The following is a 24,905-nucleotide window of genomic DNA, read 5'->3' on the forward strand; positions in this document are numbered from 1 at the left end:
TCGGCTCATGAATCCGGTTTTAGCTATCCGTTCGGATGGTTCGTTAGTTAATTTCTATCGATGCTCATGATTTAATGAATTTGATGGTGTCATCTTCCTGGTCAATACTCCCCCCAAGCCGATTAGCCGGCAGTTCCAAGACTGACCTGAGGAAGATTGAGCATGAGCCAGAATAAAACCCTTACTACGGCCAGCGGCGCCCCCGTTGCCGATAACCAGAATTCCCGTTCGGCCGGCCCACGCGGCCCATTGCTGCTCGACGATTTTCATCTGATCGAGAAGCTCGCGCACTTCAACCGTGAAAATATCCCTGAGCGTCGCGTACACGCTAAAGGCTCGGGTGCTTACGGTACCTTCACCGTCACCCAAGACATCACTCAGTACACCAGCGCCAAGCTGTTCGAGTCTGTGGGTAAGCAAACGCCGACCTTCCTGCGCTTTTCCACGGTAGGTGGCGAGCGCGGTTCGGCTGATACTGAGCGCGACCCACGTGGTTTCGCCTTGAAGTTCTACACCGAAGAAGGCAACTGGGACATCGTTGGCAACAACACCCCGGTGTTCTTCATCCGTGATCCGCTGAAATTCCCGGACTTCATTCACACCCAAAAGCGCCTGCCGCAAAGCAACCTGAAAAGTGCGCAGATGATGTGGGACTTCTGGTCGCACTCCCCTGAGGCGCTGCACCAGGTCACCATCCTGTTTTCGGACCGTGGGATCCCTGATGGCTACCGTCACATGCATGGCTTCGGCAGCCACACCTACAGCCTGATCAACGCCAATGGCGAGCGTCACTGGGTGAAGTGGCACTACAAGACCAAGCAAGGTATCAAGAACCTGGCACCGGCTGAGGCTGCACGCCTGGCGGGTACCGACCCTGATTACGCCCAGCGTGATCTGTTCGGCGCTATCGAGCGCGGTGATTTCCCGAAATGGCGCGTCTGCATCCAGATCATGACGGAAGCCCAGGCGAACGCTCACTACGAGAACCCGTTCGACGTGACCAAGACCTGGTCGCAGAAAGAGTTCCCGCTGATCGAAGTCGGCGAGCTGGAGTTGAACCGCAACCCGCTGAACTACTTTGCTGAAGTTGAGCAAGCGGCTTTCGGTCCAAGCAACATGGTCCCGGGTGTTGGCTTGTCCCCAGACCGCATGCTGCAAGGCCGTGTGTTCGCTTACGCTGATGCCCACCGCTACCGTGTAGGTACCAACCACCAGCACCTGCCGGTGAACGCGCCACGTAGCCCGGTCAATAGCTACCAGCGCGACGGTTCGATGGCATTCGGCGCCAATGGCGGTGCGGCTCCTAACTACGAGCCAAACAGCTATGCCGATGCACCGAAGCAGGCCCCTCAATATGCGGAGCCGTCTTTGGCCCTAAGCGGCGCGGCTGATCGTTACGATCACCGCGAAGACACCGATTACTACAGCCACGCCGGTGCGCTGTTCCGCCTGATGAATGATGAGCAGAAAGCCCTGCTGATCAACAATATCGCCGGCGCCATGGCGGGTGTTTCCAGCGATGTGGTGCAGCGCCAGTTGCAATACTTCTTCAAGGCCGATCCGGCTTATGGAGAAGGGATCGCATCTGCACTGGGTGTATCGCTTAACTAACTCTAAACGATAAGCAGAACCGCCCTCATTTGGGCGGTTTTTGCGTTATTTCAGCTACTTTTCACCGGAAATCTTCACTTTTCTGCCGTTGGTCCCGTGACCTCCGTGTCATCATGGTTCAAACTACAGACTTTCAAGCAGGGAGATGTAGGGCGATGCAAGGTCACCCCGACGTAATCGATTACCTCAACACGTTGCTGACGGGCGAACTGGCAGCTCGTGACCAATATTTCATTCACTCGCGGATGTACGAAGACTGGGGCTTTACCGAGCTCTACGAGCGTATCAACCATGAAATGGAAGAAGAGGCGCAGCACGCCGACGCGCTGATGCGCCGTATCCTGATGCTCGAAGGCACGCCGCGTATGCGTCCCGACGACCTGGACACCGGCACCACGGTGCCAGAGATGCTCGCCAGCGACCTGCGCCTTGAGTACAAGGTCCGTGCCGCGCTCTGTAAGGGCATCGAGCTCTGCGAGCAGCACAACGACTACGTCACGCGGGAAATCCTGCGGGTGCAGTTGAACGACACCGAAGAAGATCACACCTACTGGCTGGAAAAGCAGTTGGGCCTGATCAAGTTGATTGGCCTGGAGAACTATCTGCAATCGCAGTTCTGATTTCTCCGGCTACAAAAAAGCCCCTGTCACTGTGTAAGTGACAGGGGCTTTTTCGTGGGCCTGAACAATCAGTCCTTGTCGCGGGCCAGCAGCGGCTTGAGATAGAAGCCGGTGTGAGACTGCTTCATCTCCGACACTTGCTCCGGTGTGCCGACCGCAATGATCTGCCCACCTTTGGAGCCGCCTTCCGGCCCCAGGTCCACCAGCCAGTCGGCGGTCTTGATCACATCCAGGTTGTGCTCGATCACCACCACCGTATTGCCGTGGTCACGCAAGCGATGCAGCACATCCAGCAGTTGCTGAATATCCGCGAAGTGCAAACCAGTGGTCGGCTCATCGAGGATATACAGGGTCTTGCCGGTATCACGCTTGGACAGCTCGCGGGACAGCTTGACCCGCTGCGCTTCACCACCCGACAGCGTGGTCGCCGACTGCCCGAGCTTGATGTACGACAGGCCGACATCCATCAGCGTCTGCAGCTTGCGCGCCAGAGCCGGTACCGCGTCAAAGAACACCCGGGCTTCCTCGATCGTCATCTCGAGGGTTTCGTGGATGCTCTTGCCCTTGTACTTGATCTCCAGGGTTTCGCGGTTGTAGCGCTTGCTCTTGCACACGTCGCACGGCACGTAGATGTCCGGCAGGAAGTGCATCTCAACCTTGATCAAGCCATCGCCCTGGCACGCCTCACAGCGCCCGCCCTTGACGTTGAACGAGAACCGGCCAGGCCCGTAACCGCGGGAGCGGGATTCCGGCACACCGGCGAACAGCTCGCGAATCGGTGTGAACAACCCGGTGTAGGTCGCCGGGTTGGAACGCGGTGTGCGGCCAATCGGGCTTTGGTCGATATCGACCACCTTATCCAGGTGCTCCAGACCCTTGATGCTGTCATGAGCGGCGGCTTCAAGAGTCGTCGCGCCGTTCAGTGCAGTGGCGCTCAGTGGAAACAGCGTGTTGTTGATCAGTGTCGACTTGCCTGAACCGGATACACCGGTCACGCAGGTCAGCAGTCCCAGCGGGATTTCCAGATCGACATTGCGCAAGTTGTTGCCACGGGCGCCTTTGAGGTGCAGTGCCATCTTCTTGTTGCGCGGCGTACGCTTGGCCGGCACGGCGATCTTCACACGGCCCGACAAGTATTTGCCGGTCAGCGAGTCAGGATGCGCCATCACTTCTGCCGGCGTGCCCTCGGCGACAATATGCCCACCGTGCACACCCGCGCCCGGGCCGATGTCGACCACATAGTCGGCCAGGCGAATCGCATCTTCGTCGTGCTCAACCACGATCACCGTGTTGCCGATGTCCCGCAGGTGCTTCAGCGTACCCAGCAGGCGATCGTTGTCCCGTTGATGCAAACCAATCGATGGCTCATCGAGGATGTACAACACACCCACCAGACCGGCGCCAATCTGGCTGGCCAAGCGAATCCGCTGGGCTTCACCACCGGAGAGCGTATCCGCACTGCGGTCCAGCGACAGATAGTCCAGCCCAACGTTAACCAGGAACTGCAGCCGCTCACGAATCTCCTTGAGGATCTTGTCGGCAATCTCCCCGCGGCGGCCCGTCAGCTTCAGTGTGCCGAAGTATTCGCAGGCATCGCCAATCGGCAGGTTGGTCACCGCCGGCAGTGTCTTCTCGCCGACCCATACGTGCCGCGCTTCACGGCGCAGGCGCGTGCCACGGCAATCCGGGCACGGCTGGGTGCTGAGGAACTTGGCCAGTTCTTCGCGCACGCTGGCGGATTCGGTCTCGCGGTAGCGCCGCTCCAGGTTCGGCACGATGCCTTCGAACGGGTGGGAGCGTTTGACGATATCGCCACGGTCGTTCAAGTACTTGAAGTCGACGTTCTGCGAACCGCTGCCATGCAGGATGAATTTCTGATGTTCGGCCGTCAGCTCGTTGAAGGGCACTTCGAGGCTGAACTTATAGTGCGAGGCCAGCGAACCCAGCATCTGGAAGTAATAGACGTTACGCCTGTCCCAGCCGCGTATCGCACCTTCCGCCAGTGTTAGGTCACCATTGACCAGGCGCTTGATGTCGAAGAATTGCTTAACCCCCAAGCCATCACAGGTCGGGCAGGCGCCAGCCGGATTGTTGAAGGAAAACAGCTTCGGCTCCAGCTCGCTGATGGCATGACCGCAGATCGGGCAGGCGAAACGCGCGGAGAAGATGATTTCTTCCCCTGGCTCGTCGTCCATTGGCGCTACCAGGGCGATACCGTCCGCCAGCTTCAGTGCGGTCTCGAAGGATTCCGCCAGACGCTGCTGCAAATCGGCACGCACCTTGAAGCGGTCGACCACTACATCAATCGAGTGCTTCTTCTGCTTATCCAGCTTCGGCGCTTCGTCCAGCTCATAGAGCTTGCCGTTGATCCGGGCGCGGACAAAACCTTGCGCACGCAGCTCTTCGAAGACGGAAAGATGTTCACCCTTGCGCTCGCGAATCACCGGTGCCAGCAGCATCAACTTGGCGCCTTCCGGCTGGGCCAGCACCAAGTCGACCATCTGGCTGACGGTCTGGGCTTCCAGGGGAATGTCGTGGTCCGGGCAACGGGGAATACCCACGCGGGCATACAGCAGACGCAGGTAGTCGTAGATTTCGGTGATGGTGCCCACGGTGGAACGCGGGTTATGGGACGTGGATTTCTGTTCGATGGAAATCGCGGGCGACAGGCCTTCAATGGTGTCAACGTCGGGCTTTTCCATCATCGACAGGAACTGGCGGGCATAGGCCGACAGGGATTCCACGTAGCGGCGCTGGCCTTCGGCGTACAGCGTGTCAAACGCCAGGGACGACTTGCCGGACCCGGACAAGCCGGTGATGACGATCAGTTTGTCCCGTGGCAGGGTCAGGTCGATGTTCTTCAGGTTGTGGGTTCGAGCCCCACGAATCAGGATCTTGTCCAAGATGGCCTCGCACGGCGGGCGTAAATAATGCAGGAGTATACGGCTAAAGACTGGATGAATATACACTGTCAAAGTGCCGGGTGCAGCCTTACATGAAAGCTGCGCGGCAAAGCGCCGCATATACCCTCTCAATCGATGGGACTGGTAGAATCGCCGCCGGTTCACACGAGGTTTATCCATGCACGATCCCCACAGCGAACGCATGAGTGGCAGCGAGACCCGCGCAGCAAGCGGTCTGGCCCTGGTGTTCGCATTCCGTATGCTTGGCATGTTTATGGTGTTGCCGGTGCTGGCGACCTATGGAATGGATCTCGCAGGAGCGACCCCGGCCCTGATCGGCCTGGCGATTGGCGCCTATGGCCTGACCCAGGCGCTGTTTCAGATTCCGTTTGGCGTCATTTCCGACCGCATCGGCCGCCGGCCGGTGATCTACCTGGGCTTGATCGTATTCGCCCTGGGCAGTGTGCTCGCGGCCAATGCCGACTCGATCTGGGGCGTGATCGCCGGACGTGTCCTGCAGGGCGCGGGCGCGATTTCCGCCGCCGTCATGGCGCTGCTCTCCGATCTGACCCGCGAACAACACCGCACCAAGGCCATGGCCATGATCGGCATGACCATTGGTCTTTCGTTCGCCGTGGCGATGGTGGTCGGCCCGCTGCTGACCCGCGCGTTCGGCTTGCACGGCCTGTTTCTGGCGACGGGTGGCATGGCGTTGTTCGGCATTGTGATCGTTGCCTTTATGGTGCCGCATTCCACCGGGCCGCTGCAGCATCGTGAGTCGGGCGTCGCGAAACAAGCGCTGTTGCCCACCCTCAAGCACCCGGACCTGCTGCGCCTGGATTTGGGTATCTTCGTATTACACGCGATGCTGATGTGCAGCTTCGTCGCCTTGCCCCTGGCCCTGGTGCAAAAAGCCGGGCTGCCCAAGGAGCAGCACTGGTGGGTCTACCTCACCGCGCTGCTGATTTCGTTCTTCGCCATGATCCCGTTCATCATCTATGGCGAGAAGAAACGCAAAATGAAACGAGTTCTGCTGGGCGCCGTCGCGACTTTGATGCTCACTGAGCTATTCTTCTGGCAGTTCGGCGACAGCCTGCGGGCGCTGGTGATCGGCACGGTGGTGTTCTTCACCGCGTTCAACCTGCTGGAGGCTTCATTGCCTTCGCTGATCAGTAAGGTTTCACCGGCCGGCGGCAAAGGCACAGCGATGGGCGTGTATTCCACCAGCCAGTTCCTTGGTTCTGCACTGGGCGGGATCATGGGCGGCTGGATGTTCCAGCATGGCGGTTTGTCGGTTGTGTTCCTTGGATGCGCCGGGCTGGCTGCACTTTGGCTGGCCTTTGCTGTTACCATGCGCGAACCCCCATACGTCACAAGCCTGCGTCTGCCGTTATCGCCCGAAGCGATTCGTGAAGCTGGTCTGGTAGAGCGCCTGAAGGCCGTCGTTGGGGTAACAGATGCAGTCGTGGTTGCTGAAGAGGCGGCCATTTACATCAAATTGGACACCGAATTATTGGATCGCGCGACGCTCGAGCAACTGGTCAACCCAGTGCCGACAGCGCGCCCAGCCTAGGAGAACGTTATGGCCCGTGGGGTTAACAAAGTCATATTGGTCGGTACATGCGGCCAGGATCCCGAAGTTCGCTACTTGCCGAACGGTAACGCCGTGACCAACCTGAGTCTGGCGACCAGCGAGCAGTGGACCGACAAGCAAACCGGCCAGAAGGTCGAGAAAACCGAATGGCACCGTGTGTCGATGTTCGGCAAGGTTGCAGAGATCGCCGGTGAATACCTGCGCAAAGGTTCGCAGGTCTACATCGAAGGCAAACTGCAAACCCGCGAGTGGGAAAAAGACGGTATCAAGCGTTACACCACTGAAATCGTGGTCGACATGCAAGGCACCATGCAGCTGCTGGGCGGCCGTCCACAGGGCGACCAACAGGGCCAGGGCGGCATGTCCAACTCGGCACCGCGTCCACAGCAGCAGTCGCGTCCGCAGCCAACCCAGCAGCCACAGCGTGAGTCGCGTCCAGCGCCACAGCAGGCCGCTCCTCAGCCGGCAGCCGACTTCGACAGCTTTGATGACGATATTCCGTTCTAAGGTCGCTTGAGACCCGAACTGTCGCGTAACACCTGAAAACCCCCGATGGCCTTTGCCTCGGGGGTTTTTCATTTCGTGGCTGGCAACCGGCTACTCATCGGTAGATGCGGCGCTCACCACCAACTCCCGGAACCGCTCCAGCACCGACGACGTATCGCCCACCCGCGTAGCCAGGTGCAATGGCGCTACCAGGCTCCGACATTCCGAAAGCTCCCGATAAACAATCCCGTCACCCCGCAACCGCTGCATGGACGCGGGCACAATCGAAACCCCAAGCCCCGCAGCCACCAGGCTCAACGTTGCCGTCATGCGTGGCGCCTCTTGCACAACCTGCGGGCTGAAACCCGCCTCGCGACACGCCACCAGAATCGCGTCATACAGCCCAAGCCCCACCCGGCGCCGATACAACACAAACGCCTCGGTGGCCAATGCCGCCAACGGCAGCGGCATCGACGGATCGATAGCCAGCGGATGATCAGTGGGCAGCGCCAGCAACATCGGCTCCACCAGAATCGGCTGATCCTGCAACGCTTGCGTCCCGCTTAGCGGCGAGCGGATAAATGCCGCGTCGAGTTTTTCATGGAGCAGCGCGTCCAGCAGTTCACCAGTGCCAGCTTCTTCCAAAACAACAGAAACACCGACAAAGGTTTCCCGAAACAGGCGCAACACGCTGGGAACAAATGGATGCAAGGCAGCAGAGCTGGTGAAGCCAATGGCCAAGCGTCCACGTTCACCACGGGCAGCGCGGCGCACGATGTCGGCCACACCATCGACACTGGCCAAGATATGTCGCGCCTCTTCCAGCAAGGCCAAACCCGCAGTGGTCGGGCGCACGCCCCGTGGCAGCCGCTCCATCAACACCACGCCCAACTCGGCTTCCAGGCTTTGCAGCAATCGCGTCAACGGCGGTTGCTGCATGCCCAGTCGTTCTGCGGCACGGGTGATATAGCCTTCTTCGGCAATCGCGACGAAGGCCTTGAGCTGCCTGAGCTCCAGCATAGGAATACTTTTCAGGTATGGGAGATGCTCAATCCTGGCATTTGTTCTCATGGATCACAAGATTTAGGCTGTCGTCACTCCTCACAGAAGAAGGAACGCCGCAATGACCTGGTCAGCCAAGCAATACTCGATGTTCGAACAGCAGCGCACCCGTCCCGTCCGGGATCTGGTAGCGGCCATCCCTGAGGGTGACGTGCGCAGCGCCGTCGACCTGGGATGCGGCCCGGGCAATTCCACTGAGGTGTTGGCCGAGCGTTTTTCACAGGCATTGGTCACCGGCATGGACAGCTCCGATGACATGCTGGTCGACGCCCGTAAGCGCCTGCCTGGGTTGAACTTCGAATTGGCTGATATCGGCGCCTGGAACCCGGCGCAGACATTCGACGTCATCCTTGCCAATGCATCGCTGCAATGGCTGCCCGACCATGCCACGCTGTATCCGCACCTGGTAAACCAGTTGACGCCAGGCGGCACCCTGGCGGTGCAGACGCCCGACAACCTCGATGAACCGGCCCACAAGCTGGCGCGGGAAGTGGCGGCGGACGGCCCATGGGCTGAAAAGATCGGCGCGGTGAAACACAACGAGCGCCATACCGCGAGCTACTACTTTGAGCTGTTGAGCAAACACTGCTCCACGGTAGATGTATGGCGCACCACTTACCACCATCCGCTGGCCGGTTCTGCTGCGGTGGTGGAGTGGTTCAAGGGGTCGGCGTTGCGCCCATTTCTGGCGCCCCTGACTGAATCAGAAAAGAGCGCCTTCCTCGATGAATACCTGGCGCGGATCACCAAGGCTTATCCAGCGTTGGCCGATGGCACGGTGTTGCTGCCATTCCCGCGCTTGTTCATCATTGCTACCCGGTAAGAGCGGGGGCGATCAATCGGCGGACAAGAACTGTTCCGCCGACACCACGCTCGCATAAGCAAACCCTAACGACGACATAAACGCCGCATGCACCTGGGCTGCCGGAACAGTGGTGCCATTGAATTCCAGGTCCCGCGTCGCGCAGGCATCGTGGATAACGGTCACGCTGTAGCCCAGGTCCGACGCGGCGCGCACCACGCCGTCGATGCACATATGGCTCATGCTGCCCACCACCACCAGTTCGGTGATGCTGCGTTGTTCCAGCAGCGCCCGCAGGTTGGTTTCGCGGAACGCATTGACGAAATGCTTGAGCACCACCGGCTCATCGGCCTGGTTCAATACCTTGGGGTGCAGATGCGCACCTTCCGAACCCGGGGTGAAGAAGGGCGCATCGTCGGAGGTGAATTCGTGACGTACATGAATCACCGCATCGCCGGCCTGGCGAAACGCCTGGAGCACTTGTTGTGCCTTGTCCGCCGCTGCGTCCACTCCGTCAAGCGGCCACTTGCCCTGGGGGAAGTAGTCGTTCTGGATATCGATTAGGATGAGTGCTTGCTTGGCCATGTTGGTTTCCTTGTGAGGGTTGATGCGTCCAGTATCCTGGCTGGCGCGGCGCCTGGGGATTGGCCGCACCGACAATAACAGAGGGAAAACTGACAATGGCGATCGTCGAGCTCGGCGTGCTGATCTACAGCGGTGCGCAAATGGCCGCCGTGCATGGCTTGACCGACCTGTTCGCGGTCGCCAACCGGATTGCGGCCGAGCATCAGTCCGAGCAACTGCCGTCTCTGCGCATCAGTCATTGGCAGGCCGAAAAAGGCCATGCGCCGACCCGTGTATTCGACAGCCAGCCCGGCTCCGGTCAGGCGCTGACAGCCTTGCTGATTCCACCCTCCATTGCTGGCTTTTCCGAGGGCCAGGCGTCCGCCGAATTGCTGGATTGGCTGCGCCAGCAACACCGCACCGGGACCATTCTGGGCGGGGTGTGCGTGGGATCGATCCTGATGGCGGAAAGCGGCCTGTTGGACGGGCGCAGCGCCACCACGCACTGGACGTCGGCCAAATCCTTCGCCGCCCGTTATCCGGCGATTCGCCTGGAAGCCGACAAACCCATCGTCGACGACGGCGACCTGATCACCACCGCCGGCCTCATGGCCTGGTCCGAACTGGGCCTGCGCCTGGTGGACCGTTTGCTCGGCCCGAGCATCGCTGCCAGCACTGCGCGTTTCCTGGTGATCGAACACAGCGACAGCGCCAGTGAATGCGGGAGTAACTTTGCGCCGATCCTCGCTCATGGCGACAGCGCGATTCTCAAGGTGCAGCATTGGCTGCAGGCCAGCGGTGCGGTGGATGTTTCGTTGGTCACTATGGCGCAGGAGGCGGGCCTTGAGGAACGCACGTTCTTGCGACGGTTTCGCGCCGCTACCGGCTTGAAACCCACCGAATACTGCCAACACTTGCGGGTCGGCAAGGCACGGCAGATGCTCGAATTTACCAACGGCACCATTGACCACATTGCCTGGACCGTGGGTTACCAGGACCCCGGTGCCTTCCGCGCCATCTTCAAGAAAATCACCGGACTGGCGCCAAGCGACTACCGCAACCGTTTTGGCGTGACACCCACCAAGACCCAAGCCTGAAATCGTGCAGAACGCCGCGACACCTTGAGCACTTCGTGCAGAATAAAGCAGGCCAAGTGCTATCGCTTTTCCCGCAACCGTTTGATTCCCCGGGCGTTTAAACAAACGCCGCCTTGGCTTGATCCCTGCTACCGTTTCCCTACACACATGGCAGCACAGCCAAGGGGGACGCATGACCCCGACAAATCGCAAAAAAATCGTGGTGGCGCATTCAATCCGTCCGCAAGCGCCCTTGCACGAGGTGGAAACCAACCGCGCCCTGGCCCGTTGGCTGGCGCACGTCCTCGGGCTCAAATATGGCGGCAGCTATAACCCTGAGCTGCACAGTGGGCGCGACCTCTATCTATTACCCACCCAGACGCTGGTCGGCGCGGCGCAGGCGGGGCAATTGGGCGTCAAAGGACCTGAGGATCTGTGGGGCGGCTATGTCGATCACGATTTCATCTGCACCAAGGCCATCAGCCACGGCTTGTTGAACAAAAACGCGGTTGCCCCTGAAGGTTGGTCGCCACTGTTCTCCGAGCGCATTCGTAATGTGGTGCTGGATGGCTTGAGTGTTCACTCCCTGGAAGATGCACGACCGGCAGCGACCCATTTGCTCTACACCGGCCCGATCCGCCTCAAGCCCGTTCATGCCTGCGCCGGTCGCGGCCAGGAAGTGATCCGCAGTCTGGATGAATTCGACGCCATTCTCGCGCGCCCCGACGCGGCGCAATTGTTCAGCGAAGGCGTGGTGCTGGAGCAGGACCTGAGTGACGTGGTCACCCACAGTGTGGGCCAAAGCTTTATCGGCGATCACGTCATCAGCTACTGCGGTGATCAATACCTGACCCGGGACGGGCAGGGCGAAGAGGTTTATGGTGGTTCTAACCTGTTGGTGGTCCAGGGCTACTACGAAGACCTGCTCAAGCTCGACCTGCCTGATGACGTGCGCCTGGCTATCGAACAGGCACAAGCCTTCGATAACGCGGCGGACGAGGCGTATCCCGGGTTCTATGCCTCGCGGCGCAATTACGACATCGCCCAGGGCCTCGACAGCGACGGACAGCGCCGCAGTGGCGTGCTCGAGCAATCCTGGCGCATGGGCGGGGCCAGCAGCGCGGAAGTCGCGGCGCTGCAAAGCTTCGTCAACAACCCCGGGCTGCGGGCAATTTACGTCTCGTCGGTAGAAACCTACGTCGACCAGCCACTGCCCGCTGACGCGATCGAGGTGTACCGGGGCCCGGCAGAAAACAGCGACTTTCTTCTCAAGTACGTAACGGTCAAATCTTATGACGGCTAGAAGCGAAACCATTGCCATTGATATCGACGACGAACAGATGAGCGGGACCTTCCTCAGTCCCAAATCGAAAGTCCCGGGGGTGTTGTTTGTCCACGGCTGGGGCGGCAGCCAGGAGCGTGATCTGGAACGCGCCAAAGGCATCGCCGGACTCGGTTGTGTATGCCTCACATTCGACCTTCGCGGCCACGCCGGCAACGGCATTCCGTTATCCCGCGTCACCCGTGAAGACAACCTGCGGGATCTGCTCGCAGCCTATGACCGCCTGCTGTCACACCCGGCCATCGACACCTCGGCGGTGGCGGTGGTCGGCACCAGCTACGGCGGCTACCTGGCCGCCATCCTCACCTCGCTGCGCCCCGTGCGCTGGCTGGCGCTGCGGGTGCCGGCGTTGTACCGCGACCAGGAATGGCTCAAGCCCAAGCGCGACCTCGACAAGGCCGACTTGATGGATTATCGCGGGACCTTTGTGCACGCCGAAACCAATCGCGCGCTGCATGCCTGCGCGGCGTTCACCGGTGATGTGCTGATCGTTGAATCCGAAACGGATGACCATGTGCCCCACGCCACCATCATGAGCTACCGCGCCGCCTGCCAGCAGACGCACTCGCTGACCCACCGGATTATCGACGGTGCGGACCACTCCCTGAGCGACCCGGTGTCCCAGCAGGCCTACACCTCGATCCTGGTGGACTGGATCACCGAGATGGTGGTGGGCGAACGCTTGAGCATCATCCAGTCGTAGGCGTCTTCTTCACCCGCAGCGCCTTGGCCTTGGCTTCCACCGCCAGGTACATCACCAAGGCGACCAGCAGCGGCAGGATGAAGTAGATCGCGCGGTAGGCGATCAACCCCGCGAGCAGGCTGCCGCGGGACGCTTCGTGCTGCAGCAAGGCAATGAAGACAGCCTCCAGCACACCAAGCCCCGCCGGGATGTGTGTGACCACTCCGGCAATGCTGCTGATCAGCAACACCCCAAGCACCACCGGGTAATCCAGTTGCTTGGGCAGCAGCGTGAAGATCACCGCCGCCATCAGCGACCAGTTCAGCGCACCGAGTGCCAGCTGCAGCACTGCCATGCGCAGCGACGGCAGGCTGATTTCAATCCCGCGCACCGACCATGCGCGCTTTTTCGACAAGCGACAGGCCAGCAGATAACCCAGGCTCACCAGTACCAGCAACACACCGACGCCTTGCAGCGCGCCGCTGCTAAGCTTCCACCCCGGCGGCAATGTCACCAGCCCGCTGCTGAACACCGCGCCGGCAATTGCCATGTAGCCGAACCAATTGGTGGCCAGGCTCAAGCCGAGAATTTTTGCGATATTCCCGCTGCTCACCCCCAGCCGTGAATACAACCGATAGCGCATGGCGATGCCGCCGACCCAGGCGCTCAGGTTGAGGTTGAAGGCATAGCTGATGATGCCCACCGGCAGGATCTGCTTCCAGCGCAAAGGCTGGCGGATGTAGGTGCGGCCGATCAGATCGAAGCAGGAATACACCAGGAAACTGCACGCCGTCAGCGCACCTGCGATCAGCAGCGTGCGCAGCTCGAAATTCCCCAAGGTGTCGAACACCTCGCTCCAGTCGATACGCCGGGCGAGCAGGGTGAATAACACGATCAACACCAGGAAAAACACCACCGTCAGCGGTTTTTTCCAGCGTTTAAAAAAGCCGGGTTGAGCGCTTTCTTCAGCGGTGCGAACTTGCGTCATGATCCGGGCGCTCCTCATGGACGAAGGGTTTCAACCTCGGCTTGTGCGCCGGCAGCCAGCCGGTCCACGATGGAAAATGCCGCAGTACATGGAACACCACAAAACCCACGGTCACCCGCCAGAACCAGCCACGCGGCGCGCGGTTTTCCGGCATGGTCTTGCAGTGGTTCTGACTCAAATATTCCAGGCGCTCGAACAGTTGCTGATTGAAGCCACGATCACGAATCAGCACATTGGCCTCAAGGTTCAGCGACAGGCTCAGCGGGTCGAGATTGCTCGAACCCACCGTGCTCCATTGCTCATCCACCAACGCCACCTTGCCGTGCAGCGGGCGCTGGCAGTACTCGTGGATCACCACGCCTTCCTTGAGCAAATAGTCATAGAGCATGCGCGCGGCCAGCTTGGCCAGCAGCACATCCGGCTGGCCCTGCATGATCAATTGCACCTGCACACCGCGCCGCGCGGCATTACGGATTTCCCGCAGCAGGCGGTAGCCGGGGAAGAAGTAAGCGTTGGCAATCACCACCCGCCGTTCGGCCTGGCGTAGGGCGTGCAGGTAGGCTTCTTCGATGTCGGAACGGTGTTGAAGGTTGTCCCGGTAAATCAACCGCACCAACCCATCGCCGCCACCCGCGGCCCATGGTGATGGCCGTTGCTCACGCCGCCAGCCACGGCGTTTGCGCACGCGCCGGCCACTTTGGGCGAGGGCGAAATGATGCAGGTCGGCGACTACCGGGCCATTCACCTGCACCGCATAATCCTGCTTGGCCTCGGGGCCGAAATCCCCCAGGTGATCGGCAGAAAAATTGATCCCGCCGATAAACGCGACGCTGGCGTCCACCACCACAATCTTGCGGTGCAGACGGCGAAACCAGTTGGTGCGAAAGCCCAGGGTCTTGCTCGCCGGGTCGAACATCTGCACGGTCACGCCGGCCTGGCTCAGTTCACTGAGGAACCCCGGGCTCAGCTCACCGCAACCGAAGCCATCAAGGCTCGCGACGACCTTTACGCCACGCTGCGCCGCCTCGATCAAAATGCCTTTCAGCTCGTGGCCGACCTTGTCTTCAAACAGAATAAAGGTCTCCAGCAGGATCTCCCGCTGAGCCTGGCGCATCGCTTCGAACACCTTGGGAAAGTAGGCCTCGCCGTTCTCCAGCAATTCAATTTGGTTGCCGCTTTGCCAGCCATAATCCAGGTCCCGGGCGACGGCATCGTCCGGCGGTTGGTCGGTCGCGATATGTTCTACCGCGACCTTTTCCAGCGGTGCGCTGTTCATAACTCGATCTCCACCGACAGCGGCGCATGGTCCGACAAATGCGACCACGGGCGGCTGGTCAGGACTTGTGGCTGATGCACCTTGAGGTTGCGCACATAGATGCGGTCCAGCGGCAGCATCGGTAGGCGCGCGGGGAACGTGCGGGCCGGTTTGCCATGGGTTTCGATAAACACTTCCCGCAGCCCGCAGTGGGCAAGGTCGGCCCGCTGGCGCCAATCATTGAAGTCACCGGCGACAATCACCGGTGCGTCGGCGGGAATCTCGGCGATCCGCTGCGTGATCAGGCGCAGCTGCTGCTGGCGATGCACTTCCCGCAACCCAAGGTGCACGCAGATGGCATGCACCTCCTGCAGGTTACCCGGCAAGCGCAGCACGCAATGCAGCAGCCCGCGGCTTTCGTGGCCGCTCTGGGAAATGTCGAGGTTGTCGTAGCGGATGATCTGGAATTTCGACAGCAACGCGTTGCCGTGGTCGCCATGGGGATACACCGCATTGCGACCGTAGGCATATTGCGGCCAGATGCTGTCGGCGAGGAACTCGTACTGCGGCATGCTCGGCCAGTTGCTGTAGCGCTGGGGGTGGCGCTCGTGGGTGCCGTGGATTTCCTGGAGGAACACCACGTCGGCGGCCACACTGCGAATCGCCTCCCGCAGCTCGGGCAAGATGAAGCGCCGGTTGAGCGCGGTGAAGCCCTTGTGGGTATTGACCGTCAGCACCCTGAAGCGGGTGATGGTTTCGGTGGGCGTGGTCGGCATCAGCTCCGGATGGGTCATGGCAACACTCCCGCGTCCGGCAACGTGCCGGGTTCGGTGGCCAATGCCTGGTCCAGGCCAAAACGCTGGAGCAGTTGGCGCGCGTCGAAGGGCGCGCGCACCTTGATGTCGTTATCGAAATAGCAAAACACTTCGCGCTGTTTGCGGGCGCGGGTTTTGTGTTTCGGGTCGATCAACTGTGCATCGGTGGGCTGTTTGCCGTGGCTCCAGCGTTCGATGCGATCTCCCCAGCGCTTGAGCGCTTCGGGTGTATAGCCGCTGGCATACAACTCTTTGTCCCCATGCAGGCGCAGGTAGACGAAGTTCGCCGTGACGTCCTCAAGATAGGGCCACTTGCCGGCCGTGTCCGCCACCACCAGAGCCACGCCATACTTGTCGAGCATTTCGACAAACTCCGGCACGGCAAAACTCTTATGGCGAATCTCCACTGCATGGCGCAGCGGCTTTTTACCGTGGGCCTGCATGCTAGCCTTGCCGTTCAAACGCGGCTCATGCTCGCGGGCGAGGGCGGCGGCCTGCTGGGTAGTGGCGGGTAATTCGGCGAGGAAGGCTTCAAACAATGGCGGGTCGAATTTGAAACTGGGTGGGAACTGCCAGAGGATCGGCCCGAGTTTTTCCTTGAGTTCCAGTACACCGGAGGCGAAGAAATTCGCCATCGGCTTGTGTACCTCCCGCAACCGCAGGATATGCGTGATGTAGCGCGGCGCCTTGACGCTGAACATGAAGCCTTCAGGCGTGTCGCCATACCACTCGGCATAGCGCTTGGGGGTTTGCAGCGCGTAGAACGAGCCGTTGATCTCGATGCTGTTGACCGCCCGTGAGGCAAACTGCAGCTCGCGCTTCTGGGTCAGGCCCTCGGGGTAGAAATCCCCCCGCCAGGGCGTGTAGCGCCAGCCGGAAATGCCGATATGAATCGCGGCCATGATGACTCCCGTGGGTTAACTGTGGTGACCTCCGTTTTAGGGTGACTGTGATGATCGGGAGAAAGTTTCGACGGTCCTACAGACGGCACTTATCAAAATGTGGGAGCGGGCTTGCCCTCGCGAAGACGGTGGGTCAGTCGATATCTCTGTTGACTGACACACCGCTTTCGCGAGCAAGCCCGCTCCCACATTGGGTTCTTTATCGCTGCGGGATCAGTGCCCGCCAACCACCCGGGTCGAACTCTCGGCATACACCGGCCCCAACCGGTCAAGGCGACCGCTCCCGGCGGTCAGCGCCAAAGCCACCAATACCACCGAACCACCAATCCACGCGGTGTGGATCAAGCCCATGTGGGCAACGATCAAACCACCGGCCCACGCACCACCGGCAATCCCCAGGTTGAACGCCGCTATGTTCAGCCCGGAAGCCACGTCCACCGCGTTTGGCGTGTGATGTTCCGCCTGGCGCACCACATACACCTGCAAGCCCGGCACGTTGCCGAAAGCCACCGCGCCCCACACCAGCACAGTGGCCAGGGCCAGCCATGGGTTGCTTGCGGTCATGGTCAATACAAACAACACAGCAGCGAGCAGGGCAAAGATGATTTTCAGGGCGCTGATCGGGCCGCGTTTGTCCGCCAGTTTGCCGCCCCATATGTTACCGACGGCCACCGAGATACCGTACACCAGCAGCACCAGGCTGACGGTACCGGCGCTGAAGCCGGAGATGTCCTGAAGGATCGGCGCCAGGTAGGTGAACGCGATGAACGAGCCGCCGTAACCCACCGCCGTCATGGCGTACACCAGCAGCAGCCGTGGTTGTTTCAACACTTGCAGTTGCTGCAACAGCGACGCGGGTTTGCTGTGGGCGATGTTTTTCGGCACGTAGAGCAGGCTGCCGATAAACGCGATCAGACCCAGGGCCGAGACGGCGAGGAAGGTTTCACGCCAGCCGAAGTGCTGGCCGATAAATGTCCCCAGCGGTACACCGGTCACCAACGCGACGGTCAGGCCGGTAAACATGATGGCAATCGCACTGGCGGCTTTTTCCTTGGGCACCAGGCTGGTGGCGATGGTCGAGCCAATCGAGAAGAACACCCCGTGGGCCAGGCCGGTGACGATCCGCGCCAGTACCAGGGATTCATAGCTCGGCGCTTGCCAGGCCAGCAAGTTGCCGAGGGTGAACAGCACCATCAGCGACAACAGCAGCAATTTGCGCGGCACTTTGCCGGTCAGGGCGGTGAGCACCGGCGCGCCGATGGCCACGCCCAGGGCGTAGAGGCTGACCAGCAGGCCGGCGGACGGCAGGCTGACGCCAAGGTCGGCGCCGATGGTGGGTAACAGGCCAACGATGACGAACTCGGTCGTCCCGATGGCAAAAGCGCTGAGGGTCAGCGCGAGCAAGGCAATGGGCATGGCTGCAACTCCGGTGGGTTTCAATCAGGAGCGCAGTCTCGGGTTTTGGCTTGTGCGGAAAAAGACAGGTATTGGCATTTGATATTTGCCTGGAACGCACGGATCGACGTGCTGGGGGAACGATCCGGCCCCAAACCCGTCAGTTCCTTACAGACCCCTCTGAAGGAGCCCGGTGTTTTGTTGAATTTCAAGACTGTGCTACTGCTCGGCACGCTGCTGTTTTGCGGCAGTGGCGCGCTGCAAGCGGCCACCGCCCCCGCGGCTCCAGCGCCTGCCGCCCCGGCCACGCCAGAACTGTTGGTGGAAGGTGGCCTGCTCGGCGCCATCAGCTCCAGCATCGATAATGTGCAGGACAAACTCGACCTCAACCAGAACCTGGTCGACGCCTGGCGCCTGCGGGCCGATCGGGCGGCGGATGAAGTGGACAAGCTGGTCAACCAGCCGTCCGAGCGCTCCTCATGGAGCGTGGCCGGGGATTTCCTGTTGTTGTCCGGGGTGTGGATCGGCGCCTTCGCCGTGCTGACCCTGCTCGGGCGGGTTATCGTCAAGCGCCTGAGCCTGCAGCGACATATCGCACCGCGCCAGCGCCTCCAGGCGTTGTTGGGATACCTGATTCCCTATACGGTCCCGGCGTTGATCTGCCTGCCGTTAACGCTATACGTCAGCCACTTCCTGCCCACTTCCGTGGGCCGTGCGCTGGCGCTGTGTTTTGCCTACGCCACCAGCAGCGGTATTTTTTCCACCTCGATCTTGCTGTGCGTGATCGTCATGTTCAACGTCGGACACAAGCGCCCGGCGGTGCAGATTATTCGTGACTACTGCCCCAAGCCGCTGTTCCTGATCGGCTTCCTTGCGGCCCTTAGCGATGCGCTGACCAGCCCGCAGATCGCCCGCCAATTGGGGGGCAATATCACCGCCAGCGTGGCGATTTTCACCGGGCTGTTTGCCTCGGTGATTTTCGGCATGCTGGTGATTCGCCTGCGTCGTCCGGTGGCGCATTTGATCCGCAACCGGCCCTTGGCCCAGCGCTTGAAACACCCGGCGGTGCAGCAAACCCTGCGAGTGTTTTCCGGCCTGTGGTATTGGCCGATTCTGTTGATGGTGCTGGTGTCGGCGATCAACCTGATCGGCGCCGGCGACGACAGCCAGAAAGCCCTGCGCTGCGCACTGTTCACCACGATCCTGCTGATCGGCACGGTGTTCCTCAGCACGGTGTTGCAGCACCTGTTCCAGTCCCGCAGCACGGTGGCGGTCCAGCGCAGCAGTGCCTACAAGGAGCGTTTCCTCAGCCTGCTGCACGCGCTGTTGCGCATCGTGATGGCCATCGCCTTTATCGAAATCCTCGGGCGTATCTGGGGCGTTTCGCTGTTTGAATTTGCCCAGCGCAATTCCGTGGGCCGGGCCATCAGTGATTCCCTGAGCAGCATCGGGTTGATCCTGCTGGTGACCTGGCTGTTCTGGGTGGTGCTCGACACCGCAATCCAGGAAGCGCTGAAACCACCGGTCAACAAACGCTCCAGCCGCCAGCCCAGCACACGGGTGAAAACCATCCTGCCGCTGCTGCGCAACGCGGTGAAAATCATCCTGGTGGTGATCTGCGCGATCACCACCATGGCGAACCTGGGGATCAATGTCGCACCGCTGCTGGCGGGTGCCGGGGTGGTGGGTTTGGCCATTGGTTTTGGCTCCCAGCAACTGGTTCAGGATGTGATCACCGGGTTGTTCATCATCATCGAAGACACGCTGTCGATCGGCGACTGGGTGGTGCTCGACTCCGGCCACGCCGGTACCGTCGAGGGCCTGACCATCCGCACCCTGCGCCTGCGGGACGGCAAGGGGTTTGTGCATTCGGTGCCGTTCGGGCAGATCAAGGCCGTCACCAACCAGTCGCGGCAATTCGCCTACGCGTTCTTCTCGGTGCAGTTCACCTACGACACCGACGTCGACAAGGCCGTGGAGTTGATCCGCGAGGCGGGGCAGTCGATCCGCGACGACGTGTTCCTCAAGTACAACCTGCAAGGGCCGCTGGAGATATTTGGCGTCGACAAGATGGACCTCAACGGTGTGGTGCTGACGGCGCAGTTTCGCACGGTGTCGGGTGGGCAATATGCGGTGAGCCGCGCGTTTAACCAGCGGTTGAAAAAGCTTGTGGATAACTGCGCCTTTGTTCACTTCGCGCAAACTTATCCACAGCAGGTGATGGTGCCGCAGCGGATTGGGCAGCAGGTGGATGAGCCGGGAGAAGAAGTGCCTTCGCCAGTGGTGCTGACTGAGCAGCCGAGAACCCAATAGTTTTGGGGTGGGGCTACCGGCCTCTTCGCGAGCAAGCCCGCTCCCACATTCGACCGCATTCCAAGGGTGGAACCGGATCGAATGTGGGAGCGGGCTTGCTCGCGAAGGCGTCATGACGGGCGCTACACCAGTCAGCGCCTGATTAGCTTCTCCCGCACCAACCCTGCCGCCTGCGCATCCAACTCCAGCAACACCTGCTGTTTGCCAGCAATCTCCACCGCCGCCGGCAATCCATCCCGATACACCAGCCGATTACCGCTCAACGCCGGCACCTTGCTACCCGGCAGCATCGTGCCCACCAGGTTCAGCGGGTCCGCGCCACACACGGCAATCAAGCTGCCATCGTGAGGCCGCCGCCGAACTTCCCGCAGCAAGGGAATCGCTTCCGGCAACGCAAACTGTTCCCCCGCCAAACCACTCACAAACCGCCCCCCACGAATCTCGCCCCGGGCTTCCAGCCGATGGAAGGTGCGCAGCAATTCCCGCCAACTGGGCAGCCAGTCCGCCTCGCGCTCCAGCAGGCGCCAGAACACCACGCCGTATCGCCGCAGCAAGGTCATCGCCACATGCTCCAGTGTCTCGGCCGAGTGCGCAGCCGGACGTGTGCCGTCCGCCACCGGCGCGCGCCGTACCAGGGCCCAACGTCCGGCATCGTCCATCCCGCCGACAAACGCGCCACGCCCGCGCCGACTGCTGCGGGCCTGGCGTTTGCTCGCGGGCGTGGTCAGGGCGCGCAAGCCGGCGAAGCTGTCGGCGTTCGCCAGCCCCGCGCCCACCAATTCCTGCAAGGCGGTTTCCAGTTCGCTGCGCAGCAGATGGGCTTCGTGGATCAATTCATCGAAAAACAGCGCGCCGTTTTCCCGCAGTGCCTGATGGACTTTCTGTGCCTTGGGCGACAGCTGGGCGCTGTCGGGCGCGTCGGTCAATCCGCTCCACAAAGGCACCTGGCTGCGGGGCAACAGCACCACCGGCGTGCTACGCAAGGCCGTCGCGCCAGCCTTGTTGCTCAGGCGTGTCCACACCACCTTGCCGCTGCGGCACAAATCGTCCAGCCAGTGGGGCGCGTAATCCTTGATTCGGGCGCTGAGCAAATCGCTGTCCCAGGCTGATGTGGCTGCGGCGTACCCTTCGAACTGCGCGACGATCTGCGGCAACACGGCGCTGCCCTGGCCCCGGGTGCCGTCCGACAGGTGCTGCCAGTCGAACAGAAACCGCATGAAATCCTGCAACGCCACTGGCTCGATTTCCCGGCGCAGACGCTTGACCGTATAGCGGTGAATGCGCGCCAGCAGGTGGCGTTCGCACCATTGTTCGTCGCTGGCGCCGGGGCTGAAACGGCCGCGCAGTACGTAGCCTTCGCCTTCCAGCCGTGCGAGTGCCTGTGACACGTCGGCCACCGGCAAGGCCAGGGGCGCGGCGATCTCGATCAGCGTCAATGGGCCAAAACCGCTCAGGCGCGCCCGCAGCACTTCCACCAAAGCTTCATCGAAGGTCCAGGGCTCATCGAAGCCGGGCAGTAGTGGCAGGTCATTTGGATAGATCGCCTTTAAGCAACTCAAGCGCTCCAAGGCGACCCAAACGGCTTGGTCGGTACCCGTCTGCAAGCGGTTGGCGCGCCCGCCGTCGGCCAGGGTTCGCAGCCATTCGGCCCACTGCGGCGTGACCTCGGATTCGGCGATGCACGCCAGACTCATCAACGCTTCATGCATTTCATCCAGGCCATTAGGCGCAGGCCAGGCCTCCTCGCACACACCGGCAATGGCCTCGGCGTCCAGCGCGCCGAGGTCGTCGGTGCTTTGCGGGTCGCTCCAGCGGCGGTTGAGCACGGCCTGGGTACGACGCTCTTCCAGCGGTGCGTCATCGAGAAAGGTGTAGGGGCGGGCGCTGAGAATCTCCGCTGCCAAGGGGGACGGCGCCGGCAGGTCGCGGCTGATCAGGCGGATCTCACCGCGCTCCATGCGCCGCAGCAGGGCCAGCCAGCCTTCGCTGTCCATGGCTTCGTGCAGGCAATCATCGAGGGTTTGCTCCACCAGCGGATGCTCAGGCACTTCCCGCTCGCCGGCGAGGTTTTCCAGGCAGGCGATCTGGTCCGGGAACACGCTGGCGATCAGGTCTTCACTCTTCATGCGCTGGATCTGCGGCGCCACCTTGCGCCCGCCTGTGTAACGCGGCAGCGCCAGGGCCACCCCGGCATTCCAGCGCCAGCGCACGCCGAACAGCGGCGCATCCAGCACCGCCTGGATCAGGATGTGCTCGGCGGTATTGCTGTTCAGGTAGCGCCACACCTCATCCAGCTCAAAGCTGTGACTGGTGGACAGCGACAACACGATCGCATCCTCGCTGGCGGCGGCTTGCAGTTCGAAGTTGAAGGTGCGGCAAAACCGCTTGCGCAGCGCCAGGCCCCAGGCGCGGTTGATGCGACTGCCGAACGGCGTGTGGATGATCAATTGGGTGCCGCCGGACTCGTCGAAAAACCGCTCCATGATCAACGTGTCCTGGGACGGCAGCGCGCTCAACGCCAGCCGCGCCCGCGCCAGGTAATCCACCAGTTGTTCGGCGCTGGCCAGGTTCAAACCGAGGGTGCCGGTGAGCCAGTCGAGCGCCGGTTGCAGGTTGCCCGGCATGGCGGCCAGCAATTCGTCCAGTTGCCCATGCAAGCGCGCCACGGCAAACGACAACTCGGCACTGCGCCCCGGTGCTTCGCCGAGCCAGAACGGAATGGTCGGCGGCTGGCCGTGGGCATCCTCGACCCGCACCTTGCCGGCTTCTACCCGCAGGATGCGGTAGGACGTATTGCCCAACTGGAAGATATCCCCGGCGATGCTTTCCACCGCGAAGTCTTCGTTGACGCTGCCGATGTTCAGGCTTTGCGGCTCCAGCAGCACGCTGTAGTCGGCGTTGTCGGGGATGGTGCCGCCGCTGGTCACGGCGGTGAGCTTGGCGCCCCGCCGGCCGCGCAGGGTGCGGGTAATGGCGTCGCGGTGCAGGTAGGCGCTGCGGATGCCTTGGCGGCCGTTATAGCCCTCGGCGAGCATCTGCAGCAGTGCTTGATAGTGACGTTCATCCAGCTCGGCGTAGGGCGAGGCGCGGTGGATCAGCGTGAGCAGGGCCTGTTCCTGCCATTCCTGGCAGCTGACTTCGGCGATGATCTGCTGGGCCAGCACATCCAGCGGCGCGACCGGGATCAGCAAGGTGTCCAACTCGCCCCGGCGCACGCAGTCGAGGAGGGCGGCGCATTCGATCAGGTCGTCACGGGTGGTGGCGAACAACCGGCCCTTGGGCGTGCCGCCAACCTGATGCCCGGAGCGTCCGACCCGTTGCAGAAAACCGTTGATCGAGCCGGGCGAGCCGATCTGGCACACCAAATCAACATCGCCAATATCAATCCCCAGCTCCAGAGAGGCGGTGGCGATCAACACTTGCAGCTCGCCGGCTTTGAGCCGTTGTTCGGCGTCCAGGCGCAGTTCCTTGGCGAGGCTGCCGTGGTGGGCGGCGACGGCGGTTTTGCCGAGGCGCTCGCTCAAGTGCCGCGCCAGGCGTTCAGCCAAGCGCCGGGTGTTGACGAAAATCAGCGTGGTGCGGTGTTGTTTGGCCAGTTCGGCGAGGCGGTCGTAGACCAGATCCCACACGTCGTTGGGCATGACCGCCGACAGCGGCACCGGCGGTACTTCGATATCCAGGTCCCGTGGGCGCGCGTGGCCGATGTCGACGATCTCGCAGGGCTGGCCGGTGCCCACCAGAAAGCGCGATACGGCCTCGATGGGCTTTTGCGTGGCGGACAGGCCGATGCGGGTCAGCGGTTCACTGCACAAACCCTGCAAGCGCTCCAGTGTCAGGGCCAGGTGGCTACCGCGCTTGCTGGCGGCGATGGCGTGGATTTCGTCGACGATCACCGTGCGGATGCTGGCGAGCATCTGCCGGCCGGAATCCGAGCCCAGCAGCACGTAGAGCGATTCCGGGGTGGTCACCAGGATATGTGGCGGGTGCTTGCGCATCAGGGCGCGGTCTTTCTGCGGCGTATCGCCGGTACGCACGGCGGTGCGTATCGCCAGCGGCGGCAGTCCCAGACGCTGCAAGTGGTCGGTGATGCCGGCCAGCGGGTTTTGCAGGTTGATCTGGATATCGTTGGACAATGCCTTGAGCGGCGAGACGTAGACCACCAGCGTCTGGTCTGGCAGTTGGCCGCCATTGGCCAGGCCTTGGTGCACAAGGTCGTCCAGCACGGCGAGAAACGCGGTCAGGGTCTTGCCCGAGCCGGTGGGCGCGGCAATCAGCGTCGAGCGGCGCTGACGGATCAGCGGCCACGCCTGGGCCTGGGCGGTGGTCACCGACGGGAATGTACTGCGGAACCAGGCGCTGACGGCGGGGTGGAAACCGTTCAAGACCGTGTCCGTTGATTCAGGAAGGTTCATACCCCAATTTATGCGGCCAGCCCCGGCAACTTGCAACCCCGGCACGTATTCCTGTGGCGAGGGAGCTTGTTGTGGCGAGGGAG

General features: G+C 61.6%; 18 protein-coding genes. 9 read left to right on the top strand and 9 right to left on the bottom strand.

Annotation, left to right across the window (positions count from 1 at the left end; genetic code table 11):
- Window positions 1-162: 162 nt before the first annotated feature.
- On the top strand, window positions 163-1,611 hold the full coding sequence (locus SNL23_RS17795) for a catalase (protein ID WP_167665679.1): 1,449 nt from the start codon (window positions 163-165) through the stop codon (window positions 1,609-1,611).
- Window positions 1,612-1,766: 155 nt separating this feature from the next.
- A complete protein-coding gene (bfr, locus tag SNL23_RS17800; protein WP_003210048.1) occupies window positions 1,767-2,231 on the top strand; it encodes a bacterioferritin in 465 nt (154 codons plus the stop codon).
- Window positions 2,232-2,299: 68 nt separating this feature from the next.
- Here bfr and uvrA read toward each other — a convergent pair whose 3' ends face one another.
- The gene (gene uvrA, locus SNL23_RS17805; RefSeq protein ID WP_010174605.1) at window positions 2,300-5,134 is read right to left on the bottom strand and encodes an excinuclease ABC subunit UvrA; all 2,835 of its coding nucleotides are present in this window, start codon (window positions 5,132-5,134) and stop codon (window positions 2,300-2,302) included.
- A gap of 178 nt (window positions 5,135-5,312) precedes the next feature.
- On the opposite strand from uvrA, the gene SNL23_RS17810 reads away from it, so the two are divergent.
- A complete protein-coding gene (locus SNL23_RS17810; protein ID WP_008436436.1) occupies window positions 5,313-6,707 on the top strand; it encodes an MFS transporter in 1,395 nt (464 codons plus the stop codon).
- Window positions 6,708-6,716: 9 nt separating this feature from the next.
- Window positions 6,717-7,235 (top strand): single-stranded DNA-binding protein, encoded by a 519-nt coding sequence (locus SNL23_RS17815; protein ID WP_003210042.1) that lies wholly within the window; start codon window positions 6,717-6,719, stop codon window positions 7,233-7,235.
- A gap of 90 nt (window positions 7,236-7,325) precedes the next feature.
- Here SNL23_RS17815 and SNL23_RS17820 read toward each other — a convergent pair whose 3' ends face one another.
- Complete coding sequence (locus SNL23_RS17820) at window positions 7,326-8,234, bottom strand: LysR family transcriptional regulator (RefSeq protein ID WP_318302969.1); 909 nt, start codon at window positions 8,232-8,234, stop codon at window positions 7,326-7,328.
- Window positions 8,235-8,337: 103 nt separating this feature from the next.
- Here SNL23_RS17820 and tam point away from each other — a divergent pair, with 103 nt between their 5' ends.
- Complete coding sequence (tam, locus tag SNL23_RS17825; protein ID WP_318302971.1) at window positions 8,338-9,099, top strand: trans-aconitate 2-methyltransferase; 762 nt, start codon at window positions 8,338-8,340, stop codon at window positions 9,097-9,099.
- A gap of 12 nt (window positions 9,100-9,111) precedes the next feature.
- On the opposite strand, the gene SNL23_RS17830 is transcribed toward tam, so the two are convergent.
- Window positions 9,112-9,663 carry a cysteine hydrolase family protein gene (locus SNL23_RS17830; protein ID WP_076016462.1) on the bottom strand — a complete coding sequence of 184 codons (552 nt, stop codon included), beginning with the start codon at window positions 9,661-9,663 and terminating at the stop codon, window positions 9,112-9,114.
- 95 nt (window positions 9,664-9,758) lie between these two features.
- On the opposite strand from SNL23_RS17830, the gene SNL23_RS17835 reads away from it, so the two are divergent.
- The 3 genes from SNL23_RS17835 (at window position 9,759) to SNL23_RS17845 (ending at window position 12,763) form a co-directional block, all read left to right on the top strand.
- Window positions 9,759-10,739, top strand: a complete 981-nt coding sequence (locus SNL23_RS17835) for a GlxA family transcriptional regulator (protein WP_318302972.1) — start codon at window positions 9,759-9,761, stop codon at window positions 10,737-10,739.
- Between the two features lie 172 nt (window positions 10,740-10,911).
- Window positions 10,912-12,021, top strand: a complete 1,110-nt coding sequence (locus SNL23_RS17840; RefSeq protein ID WP_318302973.1) for a DUF3182 family protein — start codon at window positions 10,912-10,914, stop codon at window positions 12,019-12,021.
- The gene (locus SNL23_RS17845) at window positions 12,011-12,763 is read left to right on the top strand and encodes an alpha/beta hydrolase family protein (RefSeq protein WP_003210032.1); all 753 of its coding nucleotides are present in this window, start codon (window positions 12,011-12,013) and stop codon (window positions 12,761-12,763) included. Before SNL23_RS17840 ends, SNL23_RS17845 begins: the two co-directional genes overlap by 11 nt.
- On the opposite strand, the gene SNL23_RS17850 is transcribed toward SNL23_RS17845, so the two are convergent.
- The 5 genes from SNL23_RS17850 to SNL23_RS17870 all read right to left on the bottom strand — a co-directional run bounded on the left by SNL23_RS17850 (window position 12,750) and on the right by SNL23_RS17870 (window position 18,118).
- Window positions 12,750-13,730 carry a lysylphosphatidylglycerol synthase domain-containing protein gene (locus SNL23_RS17850; RefSeq protein WP_318302975.1) on the bottom strand — a complete coding sequence of 327 codons (981 nt, stop codon included), beginning with the start codon at window positions 13,728-13,730 and terminating at the stop codon, window positions 12,750-12,752. The genes SNL23_RS17845 and SNL23_RS17850 overlap by 14 nt on opposite strands.
- Complete coding sequence (gene clsB, locus SNL23_RS17855; protein ID WP_318302976.1) at window positions 13,708-15,006, bottom strand: cardiolipin synthase ClsB; 1,299 nt, start codon at window positions 15,004-15,006, stop codon at window positions 13,708-13,710. The genes SNL23_RS17850 and clsB overlap by 23 nt, the downstream gene beginning before the upstream one ends.
- Window positions 15,003-15,779, bottom strand: coding sequence for an endonuclease/exonuclease/phosphatase family protein (locus tag SNL23_RS17860; protein ID WP_318302978.1), 777 nt, complete (start codon window positions 15,777-15,779; stop codon window positions 15,003-15,005). The genes clsB and SNL23_RS17860 overlap by 4 nt, the downstream gene beginning before the upstream one ends.
- A complete protein-coding gene (locus tag SNL23_RS17865) occupies window positions 15,776-16,702 on the bottom strand; it encodes a DUF72 domain-containing protein (RefSeq protein WP_318302980.1) in 927 nt (308 codons plus the stop codon). Before SNL23_RS17865 ends, SNL23_RS17860 begins: the two co-directional genes overlap by 4 nt.
- 213 nt (window positions 16,703-16,915) lie before the next feature.
- Window positions 16,916-18,118, bottom strand: a complete 1,203-nt coding sequence (locus SNL23_RS17870; protein ID WP_318302981.1) for an MFS transporter — start codon at window positions 18,116-18,118, stop codon at window positions 16,916-16,918.
- 177 nt (window positions 18,119-18,295) lie between these two features.
- Here SNL23_RS17870 and SNL23_RS17875 point away from each other — a divergent pair, with 177 nt between their 5' ends.
- Window positions 18,296-20,410 carry a mechanosensitive ion channel family protein gene (locus SNL23_RS17875; RefSeq protein WP_318302983.1) on the top strand — a complete coding sequence of 705 codons (2,115 nt, stop codon included), beginning with the start codon at window positions 18,296-18,298 and terminating at the stop codon, window positions 20,408-20,410.
- 131 nt (window positions 20,411-20,541) lie between these two features.
- Here SNL23_RS17875 and SNL23_RS17880 read toward each other — a convergent pair whose 3' ends face one another.
- Window positions 20,542-24,822 (bottom strand): DEAD/DEAH box helicase, encoded by a 4,281-nt coding sequence (locus tag SNL23_RS17880; RefSeq protein WP_318302984.1) that lies wholly within the window; start codon window positions 24,820-24,822, stop codon window positions 20,542-20,544.
- Window positions 24,823-24,905: the final 83 nt, after the last annotated feature.

Source organism: Pseudomonas sp. SED1, from assembly GCF_034044025.1.
Classification (GTDB): Bacteria; Pseudomonadota; Gammaproteobacteria; order Pseudomonadales; family Pseudomonadaceae; genus Aquipseudomonas.